Source organism: Dactylosporangium sp. CS-033363 (assembly GCF_050942475.1).
Taxonomy (GTDB): Bacteria; Actinomycetota; Actinomycetes; order Mycobacteriales; family Micromonosporaceae; genus Dactylosporangium.
In genome coordinates this window covers 7,999,459-8,014,576 of the sequence record NZ_CP192032.1, presented here as the reverse complement: position 1 = coordinate 8,014,576, position 15,118 = coordinate 7,999,459, and the positions used below count along the sequence as shown (strand labels likewise).

Below are 15,118 nucleotides of genomic sequence, written 5' to 3'. Positions count from 1 at the left end.
AGACTCCGGGGATGGCTGAGGTCCGCACGACGGCCGGTGTAGTCCGCGGCCGCGACGAGCACGTCTTTCTCGGCATCCCCTTCGCCGCGCCGCCCGTGGGCCCGCTCCGCTTCGCCGCCCCCGCCCGGATGCAGCCCTGGGACGGCGTGCGGCCGGCGCTCGAGTACGGACCGCCGCCCCCGCAGCCGGGCCGCAACGCCATCGGCGACGACTGGCTCACCGTGAACGTCTGGACCCCCGACCCGGGCGCCGCCCTGCCGGTGATGGTGTGGATCCACGGCGGCGCGTACACGATCGGCGCGTCCGGCAGCCCCGAGTACGACGGCGCCCGCCTGGCCCACGAGGGCGGCGTGGTCGTCGTGACGTTCAACTACCGCCTGGGCGTCGAGGGCTTCGCCCAGATCGCGGGCGCTCCGGCCAACCGCGGCCTGCTCGACCAGGTCGCGGCCCTGGAGTGGGTCCGGGACAACATCGCGTCGTTCGGCGGCGACCCGGCCCGCGTCACCGTCTTCGGCGAGTCGGCGGGCGGCGGCTCGGTCGCCTCGCTGCTGGCCATGCCCCGCGCGGCCGGGCTGTTCCAGCGGGCCGTCGCGCAGAGCGTGCCCGGCCCGTTCTTCTCGCCCGTACTGGCCGCCGGCATCGCCGCCGACATCGCGGCCGAACTGGGCGCGCCGGCCACCGTCGCCGATCTGGGCGCGCTGGAGCCGGACCTGCTGGTCGCGGCGGCGGACGAGATCCAGAACACCCTTGCCTCGCGGGCCGGGCGCTGGGGTCCGGTCGCGCTCCGGGGTGTGATGTTCGCCCCGGTCGTCGACGGCGACGTGCTGCCCACGACGCCGTGGCAGGCGCTCGCGTCCGGTGCGGCCCGCGACCTGGACCTGATGGTCGGCCACACGCGCGACGAGCAGCGCCTGTTCTCCGCCCTCACCGGGGTCCTGGGCCAGGTCACGCCGGATCAGGCGGCCGAGGCGCTGCGGCTGTTCGCCCCGGGGCCGGACGGCGAGCGCCGCTACCGCGAGGCCTATCCGTCGGCGGGGGCGGAGGAGCTGTTCGAGCTGGTCCTGTCGGACTGGCTGTTCCGGATGCCCTCCTTGCACCTGGCCTCGGCCCAGGCGGCGGCGGGCGGGCGCGCTTACGTGTACGAGCTGACCTGGCCCGCGCCGGGGATGGGCGGCGGGTTCGGCGCCTGCCACGGGCTCGACGTGCCGCTGGTGCTGGGCAACCTGAACGGCGGCCTGCCGGGCATGCTCGTCGGGTCGCCGCCGCCTCCCGCCGCGGAGGTCCTGTCGGCGGAGATGCGGGCGGCCTGGACGGGGTTCGCCGCGCACGGGGATCCGGGGTGGCCGGCGTACGACGGGGAGAAGCGCCTCACGCAGGTATTCGACGCACGATCGGACGTCGCGCCGTACCCGGAGGAGGCGTCCCGCCGGCTCTGGCAGGAGTTCGCCTTCCCGGTGTTGTCGCCGCTACCCGCAGCAGCACCATGACGGCGATGCCGATGGACACGACGTACCAGGCCAGGGGTACGGCCAGCAGGTCCCAGTCCGGCAGGTGTCTGACGCAGGCGCCGGCGGCCACCACGTTGGTGGCGATGTAGAACCAGGCCAGTCCCTGAGCCGGCCGGATTGCCCACGGGCGGTAGTCGCGCAGCCCCCGCCAGACGACGCAGGTCACGATGGCGAGCACGAACGACGCGACGATGTCGCCGGCCCAGATCACCCCGCCGACCGTACGGCCGGACAGGAGCGCGACCGGCCCGAGCAGCGGCGTGATGTTCAGCAGCGAAACCACCCACAGCGAACCGCGGACCAGGACCGATCCGACCAGCCCGATCATCAGCCAGGTGGCGGCCGACCCGTATTTGAACATGTTCAAATCATGCGTCAAGCCTGACCGGGACGCAAGACCCCGCACGGAGCGCGGCCGCATTGCGCGACCGCGCTCCAGGTGGATCGGGTCAGCAGATCGGCAGGCCGGGGACCGGTTGGTAGTTGCCGCCGCCGGAGACCATCGTGGCCGGGAACCAGCCCCAGCCGCCGTAGTTGTAGGCGGTGTCGCCCTGGGTGTAGAGCCACCAGTTGTTGTGGGCGCTGCCGACGGCCGGGTTCTCGCCGCCGGTGAGCTGGCAGACGAACCAGCTCGTGCCGGCGTACAGGTAGCCGGACAGCTCGCCCTGCGAGGCGATCGCGTAGACGTAGCCGGAGCGGTAGGCGTTGCAGTACTTCGTCGCCCGCGGCGGGTTCCACCAGTCCTGCACGACCGGCCCGTTCCCGGAACACCCGGACGCGGCAGCCGCCGGCGACGCGGACACCGCCAGCCCGCCACCGGTCAGCGCGAGCGCCGTAGCGGCCAGCACGGCGAGCCGCCGCACCCGCCCGCCGACAGTTCGTTGCACGTTCATGGGATACCCCGTTTCCCCATCGACAGCGTCCCGCAGGCGCCCGACGGTCGGTGAAAGTCACTGCGCAAAATGTATTGAGGCCCACCGAAGTCCCGGCTAAGCCGCGACCACGCGCCGGTTTCCCTGGCCATGCAACGGATGCGGCAGAAACTCGGCAGCTTGCGCCCGCCCCGGCTAAGCTGGTCGGCGCCTACGAGCCCTCGACGGGACGACCCAGCGAAGCCCACCAACGGAAAGCGCCGCGGTCGCCGGGTTTCGTCAGGAGGTCTTGCGCGTGCGGAGAGGTCTTGAGGATGTACCCGCCGTGCGCCGACCGTTCGATGCCGGTGAACAGGCCGGTCGCGGCCAGTGCCGCGTGGCCGCCGAAGCGGTCGCCGGTCTCGGCGTCGACGAAGGCGATCCAGAGCCGCTGCTCCCCGCGCGCTGACTCGTCCAGGTCCGGCATGTTCAGGTGGGCGTGGCCGGTGATGATCGGGAACTGGTCGGCGGCCGCGGCGATCATGGTCGACAGGGCTGCTGCACCGGCGCTGCCCGGGGCGATCAGCTTCGGGTCCACGTCCAGGGTGAACCAGCCCGTTCCGTCGTCGTCGCGAATGAACGTGAGGGTGAGACGGTCCGGCTGCAGTTCGTAGGTCACCGGCCAGTCGATTCCCGCCTCCAGCATCTCCGGCGGCAGGATCAGCGGGGCGACCGAGCCGATGTCCAGTCTGAGGTTGTCGACGCCGGCGGCCACGTCGCGGCGGAACTGGGCGTAGCGGCCGGTGGAGTAGGCGACGTACCCCAGGTTCTCGCTGCAGAGGCCGGCCCAGACCTCGCCCGGCGGGCCGCCGAAGACGCCGCGGGCCACCGGTACGTCGGCGGGCTCGGCGGTTCGGGCCAGCAGTCGTTCGTGCAAGGGGGCGGCGATGTCGTGGAGGCTGCGCTCGAACCAGGTCGTCAGGACCGGGCCGAGGTCTCCGGCGGTGGTGTCGCAGCGGAGGTCGAGGCTGATCCGCGGCCCGGAAAACGGTGACATCGCACCAGCGTGCCGGTCCCGGGCGGCCGGTCGGCGCAGGGGATAGGGTCTGGGCATGTCCGTGGGCGAGGAGTTTGCGCAGGCGCAGGTCGACGTGAAGAAGCTTGGGGCGCGGCCCGGCAACGATGTGTTGCTGAAGCTCTACGCGCTGTACAAGCAGGGGACCCAGGGCGACGCCAGCGGGAGTCGGCCCGGGATGTTCGATCTCACCGGGCGGGCCAAGTTCGACGCGTGGAAGAACGTGGCCGGGACCGATCGGGAAGAGGCGCAGCGGCAGTACGTCGAGCTCGTCCGCCGGCTCCAGGGGCGCTGACCGCAAAAGATGACAAGTGTGTGACCGTCGGGGCGCAACGCTGGCGCGCGGGGCGGGTTGCAGCTAACATGATCTATGAGTCCGGCATCTTCCCCCGTGGATGCCGGACTCCTTTATGTTCGGGTCCGAACGAGCAGGTTCGGGTCCGAACGAGCAGGTACTCGTCCAGCCTGGCCGCGGCCGTCAGCATCGAGCGGGCTCGTGAAGCCTGGCGGGACTGCCACGTCGCCAGGGTTTCGGCCAGGGCCGAGGGGCCGCCGGCGGCGCGGACCTGGGCCACCACCGTGGCGATGTGGGCCAGCAGGTAGCCGCCGCGGCGGAGCAGGTGGGCCAGTTCGGCGTCGCGGACGTCCGGCGGGCCGTAGACGCGCTGGCCGGTCACGCGGGCCGGGGTCAGGATGCCCGCCCGTTCCCATTTGCGCAGGGTGGCCGGTTTGACGCCCAACCGGTGGGCCAGGGCGCCGATCGGCAGCGGCCCCGCCGCCGAAGCCGATGGGGCGGGCACAGGGCCGGCCAGGATCGACGCGGCCGAGGCCACGCCGTCCAGGATCTCGCGGTCGCGCAGCAGCTGGGCGTGGCTCGCGTCCAGGACGCGCAGGGCAGCGTCGGTCGAGCCCGCGGCCACCAGGCGCATGACGTCGCCCGCGACTGCGTGGCCGTGGCCCGGGATCAGGGCCAGGAAGGCGCGCAAGGCGGCCGCGTGCACCTCCGTGTACCGGCGATACCCCGACTCGCTGCGCACGGCCGGAGGGAGGATGCCGTCGGCCTCGTAGTTGCGCACCGACTGCGGGGAGATTCCGTGCTCCCGGGCCAGGTCTACCGGCCTTTGAAACTTTGGCACAGCGAATCCAAGCCACGGAGGGAAAAGCCTCACAAGGAGGTTCAACGATACGGTTGAGGTCATGGTAGTACGCCTGCACGACGGGAACACCATCGAAGTCACGGTCGAGGGCGACGGGCCGACCGTGCTGCTGCCGGTCAATCCGGTGCCGGTCGAGGGGGCGCGGGCCGAGGAGCTGCGGCAGTGGGGGGCCGATCCGGCGCTCGGGCGGCAGCTGATCGACGGGCTCAAAGGCGCGTTCCGGGTGGTCGCGTTCGATTACGAGGGGCACGTGCTCGCGGTACCGAAGCCGGACACCCTCACCGCCGCGAACGTCGCCGCCGACATGCTCGCCGTGGCCGATGCGACCGGATCGGAACAGTTCGCGTTCTACGGGTACAGCTGGACGGCCCTCAGCGGGTTGCAGCTCGCGGCGCGGACGGACCGGGTGACGGCGCTCGCGATGGGGGGCTGGCCGCCGCTCGGGGCGCCGTATGCCGGGATGCTGAAGATCACGACCGCGGCTCATGCGATGGCGGTCGATCCGCCGGAGACGAAAGCACAGACCGGGGACGCCTGGGCCGATGCCGAGTTCACGCTGTCCGAGGCGGCGACGCGGCAGTTCGTGACGCTGTACGAGGGGCTGCAGGACTTCGACGAGCGGGTCCACGTCACCTGCCCGCGGCTGTGCATCATGGGCGGCGAAGACTCGATCACCTACGACGAGCGGTGGGGCGGCACCACCATCGACCTCGCGCGGGCCGTCCGGGACCACAGGGCGGAGCTCGAATCCACGGGCTGGGAGGTGCACATCCTCGACGGGCTCGATCACATGGGGGCCATGCAGGCCGAACGTGTCCTCCCCATCCTCAAGAAATTCTTGGGGAGAGCGCTCTCTCAATAATCTAGGTACCATCGCGCGATGCTGCGACTGGTGATCGGCGCTCTTCGCCGCAGGGGAGCGCAGAGCCTCGCCGTGTTCGCGCTCGCCGCGCTGTTCGTGGGGGTCGCCGCCGCCGGGCCGTTGTTCGACGCGGCGGCGGCCGAGCGGACCAGCGCGGCCGACGTGGCCCGGACCTCGCCGGCGGATCGGCTGCTGTCGGTGCGGCGGCCCGTGGGGACCGGGTCCGATCCGGCGGCGGCGCTCGGGCAGTTCCGGGCGGCGGCCGAGGACGTGCTGCCGGCGCCGGAGGGGCCGGTCACGCTCGGGCTGACGCAGACGCTGGTCGCGCGGGTCGACGGGATCGGGAAGATGGTGCCGATCGCGTACCGCGAGCAGGCCTGCGACCACATGCGCATCGACGGCGCCTGCCCGGCCGCGCCCGGGGAGGCGGTCGTCAGCCGCGCCGCCGCGAAGGTGCTGCAGGTCGGGGCGGGCGACACCCTCGAGCTCGTCGCGCAGCAGGCCGGGACCGCGCCGCCGCTGACGATCAAGGTCACCGGGGTGTACGAGCGGGACGAGCCGGGCAGTGCCTGGTGGGCCGACCCCGCGTTCACGCCCGGGCGGATCGCGGCGGGGGAGGAGACGACCGACCCGGTGTTCGTGCCGATCGGCTCGTTCACCGGGCTGCTCGCCGCGCCGACCGCCGTCTACACCACGCAGGCGCCGCGGGTGCTGCTGGAGGACGGCGTCGACGACCTCACCTACGCGCTGCAGACGGCCGGGTTCGGGTACGACGGGCCGCCCGACGAGCTCCTCGCGCAGGTGGCCGGGGACCGGGCGGCGACCCGGCGCGGGGTCCTCGCCGGCTGGGTCCAGGCGCTCGTGCTGTGCGCGCTCGCGCTCGGGATCGTCGGCCGGTACACCGCGCAGGACCGCCGCCCCGACTACGCCCTGCTGAAGCTGCGCGGCGCGACCCGCTCGCGGACCGCCCGGCTCACCGTCTGGCAGCAGCTGCTGCCGATGCTCGCCGCGGTGCCGTTCGGGCTGGTGCTGGGCTGGGCGTCGGCCCGGGCCGCGGCCGGTGGGCCCGCGCCCGCGGAGGCGTTCGCCGCGGCCGGGGCCGCCGCCGCCGTCGCGCTCGCCGCCGGGCTGCTCCTGCTCGTGCTGGCCGACCTGCCGCTGCTGCGGACCCCGGTCGCCGAGCTGCTGCGCCGGGCCCCCTCCGCCGGGCGGCGCGGGGCGGCCCTGTTCGATCTCCTGCTCGTGGCCGGAGCCGCCGCGGCCCTGATGCAGGTGCGTTCCCAGGAGCCCGCGGGTGTACCGTCCGGGCTCGCCATCGTCGCGCCGGTCCTGCTGGCCCTGGCCGCCGCCGCGCTGCTCGCCCGGGTCGTGACGGCCCTCGCCGGGCGGGCCGGCCGCGGGGCGCTGCGGGCCGGGCGGGTGCCGTGGGCGCTCGCCGCGCTGCAGTACCACCGCCGCCCCGGCATCCACCGCATCTTCGCCCTGGTCGCCGTGGCGGTGGCGCTGCTCGGGCTGGCCGGCGGGGACCTGCTGGCCGGGCGCGACGCGCGGGCCGATCGCACCGCCGTCGAGCTGGGCGCCGCGCGCGTCCTCACGGTGCGGGCGGACACCCAGACGGCACTGCTGCATGCGGTACACGAGGCGGATCCCGGGGGCAGGGAGGCCATGGCGGTGGCGCTGGACGACACCGTCTCGCCGCCGGTCCTCGCGGTCGACGCGGCCCGGCTCGCGGCCGTCACCGCCGGGGCCGCCGCGCTGCCGCCCGACGTGGCCACCGCCCTCACCGCCGCCCGGGCCACCAGTTCATCCACAGTGGACGGGACCGGGCTGACCCTGGCCGTGCGCAACGACTCGCCCGGGCCGCTGCGCCTGATCGTGCAGCTGGCCAACGCGAGCACCGGCGCGGCCGTCGCCGTCACCCTCGGCCCGTTCGCGCCCGGCGACGGCGAGGCGAGCGCGCCGCTGGCCGGCTGCGGGGCGCCAGGCTGCCGGATCGTCGGGCTGGCGCTGGTCGGGCCCACCGACGAGGACGGCAAGCCGGCGGCACCCGCGGCGTCGTCGAGTTTGACGGTACGGTCGCTGCGCCAGGTCGGCCCCGCCGCGCTCGTGCTCGACGCCGGCCACCTCGGCGACCCGGGCCGCTGGCGCGCGGTGCTCACCGGCCCCGGACTCGTGGTCGCCCCGGACAAGGGCGCGCTGACGCTCAGCGTGCCGCCGCCTCCGCAGGACGGCACCTCGCAGGCGCGGCCGGACAACCGCGCGTACCTCGTCGACGGCGCGCTGCCGATCCCGGCCGTGTTCGCCGGGGACCCGCCGCGGGACTGGGGCTCGGCCGAGCCGACGGTGACCCCGTTCGGCTCGCCCCCGCAGCCGGTGCGGATCGTGGCCCGCCGCGACGTCGTGCCCGTGCTCGGCCGGGCCGGGCTGGTCGTCGACCTCGACGCGGTCGCCCGCGCGCTGCCCGTCCCCGGCAACCCGGGCACGCTGCAGGTGTGGCTGGCCGCGTCCGTCGGCCCGGCCCGGGCGGCGGCCATCGCCGACCGGCTCGCCGCGGCCGGGGTCGAGGTCCTCCGCACCGAGACCGCCGCCGAGCACACCGCCCGCCTGGCCGAGCAGGGCACCGCGTTCGCCGCCCGGTTCCGGCTGCTGTCCGCGGTCGCCGGGCTGCTGCTGGCCGCCGTCGCCGCCGCGGCCGCGGTGTCGGTCGAGCGGCGGGTCCGCGCGGCCGAGGTGCGGGCCATGCGCGTGCAGGGCGTGCCCGCCCGCGCCACCCGGACCGCCGCCGCCGGCGGGCAGGCCGCGCTGCTCGTGCTCGGCGCGCTCGGCGGGGTGCTCGCGGCCGGGTTCGCCGGCTGGCTGATCGACGCCCCGGTGGCCGCGTTCGTCGACGACTGGCGGCTGACCGCGCCGCCGCCCGCCCTGCGGCCGGGCGCGCTCGCCGCGGCCGGGCTCGCCGCCCTGATCCTGCTGGTCGCCGTGTCCGGGCTGGCCGCGCTCACCGCACGGGGTACCGAAACATGATCTCCTTGGTTCTGGCCATGCTCCGGACCCGCCGCGGCCAGGCGATCACCCTGGTGCTGCTCGCGATGCTGGCGGTCGGCGCGACCGTGGCCGTGCCCGCCTACCTGGCCGCCGTCGACCTGGCCGTGGCCCGGGGCGAGGTCGCCGCGGCCGCCCCCGGCGAGCGGGCGATCACCGTGACCTCCGAGGCCGACGTGCGCGGCACCGCGTCCAGCATCGACTTCGACAGCGTCGCCGGCGCCCTGCTCGACCAGCCCGGCTTCGCCCACGTGTACGGCGTGCAGTTCCCCGTCATCGGCCTCGAGCCCGGCGGCGACGGCGGCTCGCGGGTCGTGTTCCGCCAGGACGCGTGCGCCCACCTGGAGATGGTCGCCGGCCGCTGCGTGCTCGGCGCGGGCGAGATCCTGCTCGGCGAGCAGGCCGCGGAGCGGTTGAAGCTGGGAGCGGGTTCGCGGGTCGTCATCACGTTCGCCCGGATCGAGTCCTCGCTCAGCGGCCCGGCCAAGTTCGTGGCCGACGGCCCGCCGAACGAGGTCGTGGTGGCCGGCGTGTACCGGCCGGCCGCGCCGCAGGACCAGTACTGGGGCAGCCACGACTACTTCGCCGCCGACGCCACCGGCCGCCGCGCCGAGCCGGTCTTCACGAATGCGGCGACCATCGAGCGGCTCCAGCCGTACCACGCGACGGTCTCCCTCGACGCGACCGCCGACCCGGCCGTGTTCGACGCGATCGGCCCGCTGCGCGACCGCGTGACCCAGCTCCAGCAGCGGGCCAAGTCCGTCGGCGGCGACTACCGGGTCACCACGCAGATGCCGGGCCTGATCGACCGCGTCGAGCAGAGCCGCGACCTGGCCCGCCGCAGCGTCCCCGCGGGCGCCGTGCCGCTGCTGCTGCTCGCCTACCTCGCCGTGTACCTCGCGGTCGACTACGGCGCCGAGGGCCGCCGCCCGGAGCTGGCCGTGGTCGCGCTGCGCGGCACCCGCTGGTGGCTGCGGCTGCTGCTGGCCATCGGCGAGTCCGTCGCCGCGATCCTGGCCGGGTCGGTCGCGGGCCTGATCGGCGGCCGCCTGGTCGTGGCCGCGTTGATCGGCTGGCGGATGCCCGGCGTCGGCTTCGCCGCCTTCGACGTGTCCGCCGGCCTGGGCCTGGCCGCGCTCACCGCCCTCGGCGCGATCGCGGTCGCCGTGGTCGCCCAGCGCCGCCACCTCGCCGGCCCGGTCGTCGACCTGCTGCGCCGGGTGCGGATCCGGAGCCGGCTCGGCTGGCGGTCGGCGGTGGTCGTGGCGGTACTCGCCGCCGGCGCCCTCGTCCAGCTGTTCACCAGCGACGGCCGCCTCGAAGGGGTCGGGCTGCTCGCGCCCGCGCTGTGCATCGCCGCCCTCGCCGTCGCCTGCGCCCGGCTGCTCGCCCCGGCCGCCCGCGCGCTGGGCCGGTGGGGGCTGCGCCGCGGCCGCCTCGGGCTGGCGCTCGCCGCCCTGCAGGCCGGTCGCCGCCCGGCCGCCCAGCGGATGCTGCTGCTGCTCATCACCGCCATGGCCGTCCTCGGGTACGCCGTGAGCGCCACCGACGTCGCCGCCCAGGACCGCGACCTGGCCGCCCGGATCGGCACGGGTGCCGCGCGGGTCCTCGAGGTCGGGCCGGTGACGCGGCAGCAGTTGCTGCATGCGGTACGCCAGGCGGATCCCAAGGGCAGCTGGGCGATGGCCGCCGCGCGCCTGCCCGCCGGCGCTCCGGGCGAGCCGGCCAAGCTCGCCGTGGACACCGCCCGGCTGCCGGCGGTGGTGCCGTGGCTGCCGCAGTACGGTGCTCTGGACCCGGCCCGCCTGCCCGCCCTGCTCCACCCGCCGGCCCGCGACCCGGTGATCCTGGACGGCCGCACGTTCACCTTCGACGTCGACGTGACCAGCACCGGCCGGGAGCCGGTGCGCGTGAAGGCGGTCCTGGAGTCGGTCACCGGCCGCGGATCGGCCGTCGCGGACCTGGGGACCGTGAACGACGGGCAGTACACGCTGCACCACACCGACGACGTCTGCACCGACGGCTGCCGCCTGGCCGCGCTGCGCCTGAGCTCCGACCGCATCGGCGGCGCCGCGATCGACGCCACCGTCACCCTGCGCGGCCTGTCCGCCCCGGCCGCCGACCTGACCGACGCGGCCCACTGGCGGGCGACGGGCGGCACCCTGACCGCGACCGGCGAGGGCCTGCGCTTCGCCGTCCGCGGCGTCCTGACCGACGGCGCATGGTTCCAGCCGGCCGACGCCCCGTACCCGCTGCCGGCCGTGTCGACGGTGCCCCTCCCGGCCCAGGTCGCCGGCGTCGACGGCCGCCCGACGGACGTCCGCCCGGCGGGCCGCGCGGTCGCCCTGCCGCGGGTGGGCTCGTTCGGCGCGCTGGTCGACCTGGAGTACGCGGACCGCGTCTCCTCGGACGGCGGCGCGGCCACCCTGCCGGAGGTCTGGCTCAGCGCCGCGGCCCCGTCCGACGCCCTGGCCCGCCTGGCCAAGCAGGGCCTGATCGTGACCGCGGACCGCGACATCGCCTCGGTCCGGACCAGGTTGGACGGCGAGGGCCCGGCCCTGGCCCTGTGGTTCCACCTGCTGACCGGCGCCCTGGCCGTGCTCCTGGCCGCGGGCGGCATCACGATGATCGCCGCCGTGGACCGCTCGTCGCGCGCCGCGGATGCCTCGGTACTGCGAGCGCAGGGTCTGAGCCGCGGCTCCCTCCGCCGCGCCGCGCTGTGGACCTATCCGGCTCTGGTCCTGGCTTCCGGCGTGCTGGGACTGCTGGCGGCCTTGGCGGTCTGGCGCCTGACGGGCTGGTCGTTGCCGATCTTCGGCGCCGCCAACGAGCTTCCGGACCTCCCGCTGCCGAACTGGCCGGTGACCCTGGCGCTGCCGCTGACCTGGCTTGCCTCGATGCTCCTGCTGACGTTCGTAGCGGCCCGCAGCAACGAGAGGGTATCCTGAGCCATCGACGTCCATCGTTGGAGGTCTGCGATGCGTGCTCTGGTACTGCTCATCGTGCTTGCGTTCGGGTCCGCCGCGGCCGATGCCTCGCCCGGTGTCACCGCGTTCGAGCATGCCGCCGGTACCGCGTGGTGGCACGACCCGGCCGGCGGGCGGCTCGTGGTGAGCGTCGATGACACCGTGCGGTCGGCCGATGCGCTCACCCGCGCGGTGCGGCGGGCCGGGGGCACCGTGGTCCGCGAGCCGGGAACGCTGCGCAAGCACATCGCCGGGGCCGATCCGTTCTTCGGGGCGGCCGGTGGGCGGTGCCTCATCGGGTTCAACGCGCGGTCGCTGCCCGACTACTACTTCCTGACCTCGGCGCACTGTGTCGGGGCGGTCGGGTCCACGGTGTACTCCGACGCCGCCCACACGGTCGTGCTCGGCACCGTGGCCACGAAGAACGTGTCCTACGACTACGCGCTCGTGCACTACACGAACACGACGATCGCCAAGCCCAGTGCGATCAATCTGCACAACGGGACGCTCGCGCCGATCAAGAGCTTCGGGACGCCGGTCGTGGGGCAGACGGTCACCCGGGTCGGGGGCACCGCGGGCGTGCACACCGGGCGGGTCACCGCGCTCAATGCGACGGTCAACTACGCCGACGGCACGGTGTACGGGCTGATCCGCACCACCGTCTGCAGCGAGCCCGGGGACAGCGGCGGACCCCTGTTCGCCGGGACCGTCGGCTACGGCATGACGTCCGGGGGGAGCGGCAACTGTACGAGCGGCGGGGTCACGTACTTCGCGTCGGCGGTGCGGGCGGCGTCGGGTTACGGGGTCGGGCCGTACTGAGCGAGGAGCTGCACGCCGCGCGCCTCGTGGCCGTTCATGGTCGTGACCGTCAGCTCCTCCTCGCGGCGCAGCGTGAAGTCCGCCAGGAGGCGGTGCAGGGCCGGCCGGTCGTGGTGGCGGCACCGCGCGCCGTCGCTCGTGGTGAAGACGCCGTCGGGGGAGTAGCGGGACTCGTCGCCGTGGCGCAGGAGGTCACTTACGTAGAGCAGGCCGCCAGGTTTGAGGACCCGGCGGACCTCGGCGATGAGGGCCTGTTGGTCCTGGTCGGCCGGGACGCAGGTGAGCACGGCGAAGAGCAGCACCGCGTCGAAGGTGGCGGGCTCGTGCGGTACGAGCGGCGGGGTTGCCATAACGTCGAACCGGAGACCTGGGTGCAGAGTGCGGCCGCGGGCCAGCAGCGCGGCGGAGACGTCGGCGCCGGCGACGGACGTGAAGCCGGCCGCCGTCAGCTCGGCCATCGTGCGGCCGTAGCCGCAGCCGTAGTCCAGGATGCGCGCACTGTGCGGGACCTCGGCGAGCCAGCCGAGGTTGAGCGGGTGCGTGAAGGTCTTCGTCGCGCCGACGGTCTCCCAGTACGCCACGGCCGTTGAGCTTATGCGTTACCGTGCGCTGCGTGCAGAACTCGATCGACGCCGCCATCGTCGCGGTGACCGTGTACCCCACGCAGGCCCGGGTCACGCGCCGCGGGCGGACCAGCCTCGAGGCCGGTGAGCAGGCCGTCGAGGTCGGGCCGCTGCCGATGGGGCTCGACGGCGACTCGATCCGGGTCAGCGGGCGCGGACCCGCGACCGTGCTCGGCGTGGACCTCGTCCTGCGCCGGCGCGACAAGCCGTCCGACGCGACCGTCGCCGGGGTGACCGAGGAGCGCCGCCGCCTCAGCGCGGAGAGTGACGGGCTTGACGACGCGGAGACGGTACTGCGGCAGCGCCAGGCCTTCCTCGTCGCGCTCGGCGAGCGCGCCACCGGCGCCTACGCCCGCGCCCTGGCCGGCGGCGACGCGCAGGCCGAGTCGGTCACCGCGTTCTCGGCCACGATGGGTGACGAGCTGGCCACGGTACTGTCCGGCCTGCGAGACTTGCAACGCCGGCGCACCGAGGTGACGGACCGCATCGCGGCGCTGGACCGCCAGCTGCGCGACCTGTCGGGCAAGCGCGAACCCGACGCGCGCTACGCCGTGATCACCCTCGCCGTCGCCACGCCGGGGGCCGTCGAGCTGGACGTGTCGTACCAGGTCCCGGACGCTGGCTGGCGCTCGACGTACGACGTCCGGCTGACCGGCGACACCCTGCAGCTGAGCTGGTTCGGCCTGGTCGAGCAGCGCACCGGCGAGGACTGGCCGGAGTGCGAGCTGGCGCTGTCCACCGCCCGCACCACCGGCAGTGCCTCGGTTCCAGAACTTTCGCCGTGGTACCTCGACCCGCTGCTGCCCCCGCCGCCGCCCGTCTACGCCTCGCGCGCATTCGGCGGCGCACCCCCGGCGCCGGGCGCGGCCCCCATGGCTGCCGCCCCGATGATGGCTGAAGTGGCCTTCGACCTCGCCGCGCCGATGCAGCAGAGCCAGGCCCGGGTGGAGGAGGGCGCGACGGCGGCCACGTACCGCCCGGCGCGCGCCGTGGCCGTCCCCGCCGACGGCACCACCGCCCGCGCGACGATCGCCGTGCTGGACCTCGCCGCGCACCTCGATTACGTCACGGCGCCGGCGGGCAGCACTGACGTACACCTGCGGGCCCTTGCGACGAACTCGTCCGCGCACACCTTCCCGCCCGGTCCCGCCGCGGTCTTCCACGAGGCCGACTTCGTGAGCCGGACCGCCCTGGCCACGTGGGCGCCGGGCGAGGAGCTGGAGCTGGCGCTGGGCCTGGACGACCGGGTCCGGGTGGAACGCGAACTGACCAAGCGCACGGCCACGAAGGCCACGCTCGGCTCGACCCGCCGCCGCGAGGTCGAATACCGCACGACGATCGCCAACTACACCGGCCGCGAGATCCGCCTGACGGTGCTCGACCAGCTCCCGGTGAGCCGCCACGACGGCATCGCGGTCCGCGAGACGGCCATCGACCCGGCCCCCGCGGAGCGAACGGACCTGGGTGTCCTGACATGGCGCGTAGCCCTGCCGGAGGGCCAGTCCTACGTCGTCCGCCTGGGCTACCGGGTGGAGACCGCGAAGGGCATCGAACTGTCGGGTTGGCGCGAGTAGGCGCTATGGATTCTTTGTGATGTATGTAAATATGTCGATTTCGGAATAGCGTTGGCGGGTTCCCCTTTCCTGAGGAGGTACCCCGATGCTCCGACGCAGGCTGGCCGCCGCGCTACTGACCGTGTTCGCCCTGGTGGGCGTGCAGTTGGTGGCGGGCGGTCAGGCGTACGCCGCGACCCGCACGCTGTACTACGATTCGAGCACGGCCCAGGAGTTCGTGTCGGTCGTCGACCAGGCCGCGAGCCTGTGGAACACCAAGGTGACGAACGTCCGCCTGGTGAAGGCCCCGGCCGGCCGCACCCCGAACATCCGCGTGTACGCCGACAACGGCTGGCCCCGCACGTACACCACCTCCCTTGGAAACGGCCGCTGGTACATGGGCCGCGAGGCGGTGAACGAGGGCTACTACCGCCTGCGCATCGCCACCCACGAGTTCGGCCACATCCTGGGCCTGCCGGACAACCGCACGGGCTTGTGCAGCGACCTGATGTCGGGCTCCAGCGCGCCGGTCTCCTGCACCAACGCCAACCCGAGCTCGGCGGAGGCGGCGCAGGTGCAGCGGAACTTCGCCTCAGGCCTCGTCCCGTCGACGAACGGCGTCGAGGTGGTCTACATCGGCTGACGCTCCGGCCCCCGCGCCCCGT

At 74.4% G+C, this 15,118-nt stretch carries 13 protein-coding genes; 8 read left to right on the top strand and 5 right to left on the bottom strand.

The genetic code is table 11. The features are described from left to right. Positions 1–11 precede the first annotated feature (11 nt). Positions 12–1,487: a carboxylesterase/lipase family protein gene (locus ACQPZ4_RS37100; protein ID WP_433046559.1), complete on the top strand. Its 1,476-nt coding sequence runs from the start codon at positions 12–14 to the stop codon at positions 1,485–1,487. On the opposite strand, the gene ACQPZ4_RS37095 is transcribed toward ACQPZ4_RS37100, so the two are convergent. From ACQPZ4_RS37095 to ACQPZ4_RS37085, 3 genes are all read right to left on the bottom strand, one after another. Next, positions 1,369–1,869: a hypothetical protein gene (locus ACQPZ4_RS37095; RefSeq protein WP_433046556.1), complete on the bottom strand. Its 501-nt coding sequence runs from the start codon at positions 1,867–1,869 to the stop codon at positions 1,369–1,371. The two genes, ACQPZ4_RS37100 and ACQPZ4_RS37095, sit on opposite strands and share 119 nt — an antisense overlap. A gap of 88 nt (positions 1,870–1,957) precedes the next feature. Further along, on the bottom strand, positions 1,958–2,395 hold the full coding sequence (locus ACQPZ4_RS37090; RefSeq protein ID WP_433046553.1) for a hypothetical protein: 438 nt from the start codon (positions 2,393–2,395) through the stop codon (positions 1,958–1,960). A 196-nt stretch (positions 2,396–2,591) separates the two neighbouring features. Further along, positions 2,592–3,416 carry a hypothetical protein gene (locus ACQPZ4_RS37085; protein WP_433046550.1) on the bottom strand — a complete coding sequence of 275 codons (825 nt, stop codon included), beginning with the start codon at positions 3,414–3,416 and terminating at the stop codon, positions 2,592–2,594. Between the two features lie 55 nt (positions 3,417–3,471). Between ACQPZ4_RS37085 and ACQPZ4_RS37080 the strand changes: the two genes are divergently transcribed. Continuing rightward, on the top strand, positions 3,472–3,729 hold the full coding sequence (locus ACQPZ4_RS37080; RefSeq protein ID WP_433046548.1) for an acyl-CoA-binding protein: 258 nt from the start codon (positions 3,472–3,474) through the stop codon (positions 3,727–3,729). Positions 3,730–3,802: 73 nt separating this feature from the next. On the opposite strand, the gene ACQPZ4_RS37075 is transcribed toward ACQPZ4_RS37080, so the two are convergent. Continuing rightward, positions 3,803–4,510 carry a TioE family transcriptional regulator gene (locus ACQPZ4_RS37075; protein ID WP_433046545.1) on the bottom strand — a complete coding sequence of 236 codons (708 nt, stop codon included), beginning with the start codon at positions 4,508–4,510 and terminating at the stop codon, positions 3,803–3,805. A gap of 184 nt (positions 4,511–4,694) precedes the next feature. Here ACQPZ4_RS37075 and ACQPZ4_RS37070 point away from each other — a divergent pair, with 184 nt between their 5' ends. The 4 genes from ACQPZ4_RS37070 to ACQPZ4_RS37055 are packed head-to-tail and all read left to right on the top strand — an operon-like array spanning position 4,695 to position 12,277. Then, positions 4,695–5,453: an alpha/beta fold hydrolase gene (locus ACQPZ4_RS37070; RefSeq protein WP_433046542.1), complete on the top strand. Its 759-nt coding sequence runs from the start codon at positions 4,695–4,697 to the stop codon at positions 5,451–5,453. Positions 5,454–5,471: 18 nt separating this feature from the next. Further along, positions 5,472–8,474 carry an FtsX-like permease family protein gene (locus ACQPZ4_RS37065; protein ID WP_433046539.1) on the top strand — a complete coding sequence of 1,001 codons (3,003 nt, stop codon included), beginning with the start codon at positions 5,472–5,474 and terminating at the stop codon, positions 8,472–8,474. Continuing rightward, positions 8,471–11,440 carry a hypothetical protein gene (locus ACQPZ4_RS37060; RefSeq protein ID WP_433046536.1) on the top strand — a complete coding sequence of 990 codons (2,970 nt, stop codon included), beginning with the start codon at positions 8,471–8,473 and terminating at the stop codon, positions 11,438–11,440. The genes ACQPZ4_RS37065 and ACQPZ4_RS37060 overlap by 4 nt, the downstream gene beginning before the upstream one ends. Before the next feature lie 30 nt (positions 11,441–11,470). Then, complete coding sequence (locus ACQPZ4_RS37055) at positions 11,471–12,277, top strand: S1 family peptidase (protein ID WP_433046534.1); 807 nt, start codon at positions 11,471–11,473, stop codon at positions 12,275–12,277. Here the strand turns inward: ACQPZ4_RS37055 and ACQPZ4_RS37050 are convergent. Further along, positions 12,256–12,858 (bottom strand): class I SAM-dependent methyltransferase, encoded by a 603-nt coding sequence (locus tag ACQPZ4_RS37050; RefSeq protein ID WP_433046532.1) that lies wholly within the window; start codon positions 12,856–12,858, stop codon positions 12,256–12,258. The genes ACQPZ4_RS37055 and ACQPZ4_RS37050 overlap by 22 nt on opposite strands. Before the next feature lie 32 nt (positions 12,859–12,890). On the opposite strand from ACQPZ4_RS37050, the gene ACQPZ4_RS37045 reads away from it, so the two are divergent. Continuing rightward, complete coding sequence (locus ACQPZ4_RS37045; RefSeq protein ID WP_433046530.1) at positions 12,891–14,474, top strand: mucoidy inhibitor MuiA family protein; 1,584 nt, start codon at positions 12,891–12,893, stop codon at positions 14,472–14,474. A gap of 85 nt (positions 14,475–14,559) precedes the next feature. Continuing rightward, positions 14,560–15,096, top strand: coding sequence for a snapalysin family zinc-dependent metalloprotease (locus tag ACQPZ4_RS37040; RefSeq protein WP_433046527.1), 537 nt, complete (start codon positions 14,560–14,562; stop codon positions 15,094–15,096). The last annotated feature ends 22 nt before the right edge of the window (positions 15,097–15,118 follow it).

Bases quoted from the DNA above. Each gene is read 5' to 3' on its own strand.
- ACQPZ4_RS37100 (WP_433046559.1), top strand. From the start codon at position 12: ATGGCTGAGGTCCGCACGACGGCCGGTGTAGTCCGCGGCCGCGACGAG.
- ACQPZ4_RS37040 (WP_433046527.1), top strand. From the start codon at position 14,560: ATGCTCCGACGCAGGCTGGCCGCCGCGCTACTGACCGTGTTCGCCCTG.
- ACQPZ4_RS37060 (WP_433046536.1), top strand. From the start codon at position 8,471: ATGATCTCCTTGGTTCTGGCCATGCTCCGGACCCGCCGCGGCCAGGCG.
- ACQPZ4_RS37095 (WP_433046556.1), bottom strand. From the start codon at position 1,869: ATGTTCAAATACGGGTCGGCCGCCACCTGGCTGATGATCGGGCTGGTC.
- ACQPZ4_RS37055 (WP_433046534.1), top strand. From the start codon at position 11,471: ATGCGTGCTCTGGTACTGCTCATCGTGCTTGCGTTCGGGTCCGCCGCG.
- ACQPZ4_RS37085 (WP_433046550.1), bottom strand. From the start codon at position 3,416: ATGTCACCGTTTTCCGGGCCGCGGATCAGCCTCGACCTCCGCTGCGAC.
- ACQPZ4_RS37065 (WP_433046539.1), top strand. From the start codon at position 5,472: ATGCTGCGACTGGTGATCGGCGCTCTTCGCCGCAGGGGAGCGCAGAGC.
- ACQPZ4_RS37080 (WP_433046548.1), top strand. From the start codon at position 3,472: ATGTCCGTGGGCGAGGAGTTTGCGCAGGCGCAGGTCGACGTGAAGAAG.